The organism is Pseudomonas sp. PS01303 (genome assembly GCF_029959385.1).
Lineage (GTDB): Bacteria > Pseudomonadota > Gammaproteobacteria > Pseudomonadales > Pseudomonadaceae > Aquipseudomonas > Aquipseudomonas rustica.
In genome coordinates this window covers 1-3988 of sequence record NZ_JASCPK010000261.1, presented here as the reverse complement: position 1 = coordinate 3988, position 3988 = coordinate 1, and the positions used below count along the sequence as shown (strand labels likewise).

Sequence of the window (3988 nt, the reverse complement as noted above, 5' to 3'; positions counted from 1 at the left end):
GCGTTGTGTCAGACGACATCTCCGGTAGCTGATCCACCGCCTTCGCGAGCAAGCCCGCTCCCACAGGGGGATTGGTGCAGTATTCAAGCAATGTGTTCGGGCACAAAAAAGCCCCCGCCAGCCACAAGGCTGACGGGGGCTTTTCGGATGGGGCCAAGCTTACATCTCCACCTGCGTCCCCAACTCAATCACCCGGTTCAACGGAAGATTGAAGAACCGCAAGTTCCCATTGGCATTCTTCAACATGAACGCAAACAGCGCCTCTCGCCAACGTGCCATGCCTTCCAGCTTCGAGGCAATCACCGTTTCGCGACTGAGGAAGTAGGTCGTGCGCATCGGGCTGAAGTCCAGATCATCCAGATGACACAGCTTCAGCGCTTGCGGCACGTCAGGCTCATCGGTGAAGCCGAAGTGCAGGATCACCCGGAAGAAGCCCTCTCCGTGCGCTTCCACTTCAAAACGCCGCGACGGTGGTACGCGCGGGATGTCTTCGTAAACCACCGTCAGCAACACCACTTGCTCATGCAACACCTGGTTGTGCAGCAGGTTGTGCAACAACGCATGCGGCACGGCGTCGGAGCGCGCGGTGAGGAACACCGCAGTGCCCTGCACGCGATGCGGCGGTTGTACGCGGATGCTGCTGATGAAGATCGGCAGCGGCAGCGCGCCTTCGTCGAGGCGATCGACCAGCAACTGCTTGCCGCGTTTCCAGGTGGTCATCAGCACGAACAGCGCAATACCGGCGATCACCGGGAATGCACCGCCCTGCACGATCTTCGGCACGTTGGCGGCGAAGTACAGACCGTCCACCAGCAGGAAACCGATCAACACCGGCACGGCAAGGATTGGTGGCCATTTCCACAGCAGCAGCATCACTGCCGACACCAGAATGGTGGTCATCAGCATGGTGCCCGTCACCGCCACGCCGTAGGCCGAGGCCAGTGCGCCAGACGATTCGAAGCCGAGTACCAACAACACCACGCCAACCATCAACGCCCAGTTCACCGCGCCAATATAAATCTGGCCCTGCTCGGCGCTGGAGGTGTGCTGGATGTACATGCGCGGAATGTAGCCGAGCTGAATCGCCTGACGGGTCAGGGAGAACGCGCCGGAAATCACCGCTTGCGAGGCGATCACCGTGGCCATGGTCGACAGACCGACCAGCGGAATCAACGCCCAGCTCGGCGCCAGCAGGTAGAACGGGTTACGCGCCGCTTCCGGGTTGTCCAGCAGCAAAGCGCCCTGACCGAAGTAGTTGAGCACCAGCGCCGGCAACACCAGAATGAACCACGCGCGGGCAATCGGTTTGCGACCGAAGTGACCCATGTCGGCGTACAGCGCTTCGGCACCGGTCAGCGCCAGCACCACAGCGCCGAGGATCGCCACGCCCATGCCCGGATGAACGACGAAGAAATTCACCGCCCACATCGGGTTCATCGCATGCAGCACTTCTGGCGTGTGGCTGATGCCATACACACCAAGCGCGCCGAGGACGAGGAACCAGGTGACCATGATCGGCCCGAACAAAATGCCGATCCGCGCGGTACCGTGGCGCTGGATCAGGAACAACCCGACCAGAACGACCAGCGACAGCGGCACCACCCAATGGTCGATGCCATCGAATGCCAGCCCCAGACCTTCAATCGCCGAGAGTACGGAAATCGCCGGGGTGATCATGCTGTCGCCGTAAAACAGCGCTGCGCCGATCAGTCCGCAGACCACCAATAATGAACGCAGCTTTTTGCGATGCCCTGCCGCTCGCCTTGCCAATGCGGTGAGCGCCATGATGCCGCCCTCGCCCTGGTTGTCGGCGCGCAGCACGAACATCATGTATTTGATCGAAACCACCCAGATCAGCGACCAGAAGATCAACGACAGAATGCCCAGCACGCCGTCGTGATTGACGGGCACACCGTAGCCGCCGGAAAACACTTCTTTGAGGGTGTACAACGGGCTCGTGCCGATGTCGCCGTAAACCACCCCGACCGCCGCGACCAGCATACTCAGCGGCTTGGTTGCCGAACCCTCGGCGCCTGCCGCATGACTACTTGCCTGACCCATCCAACACTCCTGACTTACCGGAACCGGCTTCTTTTCAATGAAGCACTATGCTTTGTCGTGCAGCATGATGCGCTGATTTACCTGTTGTTACAGACGATTTGTTGACTGTAAAAAATTGGTAAAGCCCAACGGCGCGAAGCATAGCGCAGCACTCGTCGTATTTCCCGGCATAAAGCTGGTCAAGTGCGCTTCTCGCCGCTAGAATTGCGCACTTTTTGATCAGAGGCGCACCCTAAGCGCCCATCCGTCGGCTTCCGCCCTGCGCAAGCGGCGTCACAAAATACCGAGGTTAGACATGTCCACCACTCCTGCGCCGGCCAATCCAAAGGTTGGCTTTGTATCTCTGGGTTGCCCGAAAGCACTGGTCGACTCCGAGCGCATCCTGACCCAGCTGCGCATGGAAGGTTATGACGTGGTGTCCACCTATCAGGACGCCGACGTTGTAGTCGTCAACACCTGCGGTTTCATCGATTCGGCCAAGGCTGAATCTTTGGAAGTGATCGGCGAAGCAATCAAGGAAAACGGCAAGGTGATCGTCACCGGCTGCATGGGCGTGGAAGAAGGCAACATCCGCAACGTGCACCCGAGCGTGCTGGCCGTGACCGGTCCGCAGCAGTACGAGCAAGTGGTCAACGCCGTGCACGAAGTCGTGCCACCGCGTAAAGATCACAACCCGCTGATCGACCTGGTGCCGCCGCAAGGCATCAAGTTGACCCCGCGTCACTATGCTTACCTGAAGATTTCCGAAGGCTGCAACCACAGCTGCTCTTTCTGCATCATCCCGTCGATGCGCGGCAAATTGGTCAGCCGTCCGGTCGGCGATGTGCTCGACGAAGCTCAGCGCCTGGTCAAATCCGGCGTTAAAGAGTTGCTGGTTATTTCGCAAGACACCAGCGCTTACGGCGTTGACGTGAAATACCGCACCGGTTTCTGGAACGGCGCGCCGGTGAAAACCCGCATGACCGAACTCTGTGAAGCGCTGAGCACTTTGGGTGTCTGGGTACGTCTGCACTACGTTTACCCGTACCCGCACGTTGACGAGCTGATCCCGCTGATGGCCGCCGGCAAGATCCTGCCGTACCTGGACATCCCGTTCCAGCACGCCAGCCCGAAAGTGTTGAAGTCGATGAAACGCCCGGCGTTCGAAGACAAGACCCTGGCGCGGATCAAGAACTGGCGCGAGATCTGCCCGGATCTGATCATCCGCTCGACCTTCATCGTCGGCTTCCCGGGCGAAACCGAAGAAGACTTCCAGTACCTGCTCAACTGGCTGACCGAAGCCCAGCTCGACCGCGTCGGCTGCTTCCAGTACTCGCCGGTAGAAGGCGCTCCGGCCAACGATCTGGATCTGGAGATCGTTCCGGACGAGGTCAAGCAGGATCGTTGGGATCGCTTCATGGCGCACCAGCAAGCGATCAGCTCGGCCCGTCTGCAAATGCGTATTGGCCGTGAGATTGAAGTGCTGGTGGACGAAGTTGACGAGCAAGGCGCGGTTGGCCGCTGCTTCTTCGATGCCCCGGAAATCGATGGCAACGTGTTTATTGATAACGGCAGCAATCTGAAGCCGGGCGACAAGGTCTGGTGCAAAGTGACTGATGCCGACGAATACGATCTGTGGGCTGAGCAGATCTGATCTGAAGATCAAAAGCCCCTCACCCTAGCCCTCTCCCAGAGGGAGAGGGGACTGATCGAGGTGTTCTTTCGATTTACGGCGACTTGAAATATCGAGTCGAACTCAGGTTTTGAACAGCACGAAGGTCAGCTCCCTTCCCTAACCCTCTCCCAGAGGGAGAGGGGACTGATCGAGGTGTTCTTTCGAATTACGGCGACTTGAAATATCGAGTCGAACTCAGATTTTGAACAGCACGAAGGGCAGCTCCCTTCCCTAACCCTCTCCCAGAGGGAGAGGGGACTGATCGAGGTGTTC

General features: G+C 59.0%; 2 protein-coding genes. One reads left to right on the top strand and one right to left on the bottom strand.

What is annotated here, in order from left to right; all coding sequences use genetic code 11:
- Positions 1-159 precede the first annotated feature (159 nt).
- Positions 160-2061, bottom strand: a complete 1902-nt coding sequence (locus QMX93_RS30075) for a potassium transporter Kup (RefSeq protein ID WP_282359214.1) — start codon at positions 2059-2061, stop codon at positions 160-162.
- A gap of 295 nt (positions 2062-2356) precedes the next feature.
- On the opposite strand from QMX93_RS30075, the gene rimO reads away from it, so the two are divergent.
- Positions 2357-3694 (top strand): 30S ribosomal protein S12 methylthiotransferase RimO, encoded by a 1338-nt coding sequence (rimO, locus tag QMX93_RS30070; RefSeq protein WP_008088939.1) that lies wholly within the window; start codon positions 2357-2359, stop codon positions 3692-3694.
- The last annotated feature ends 294 nt before the right edge of the window (positions 3695-3988 follow it).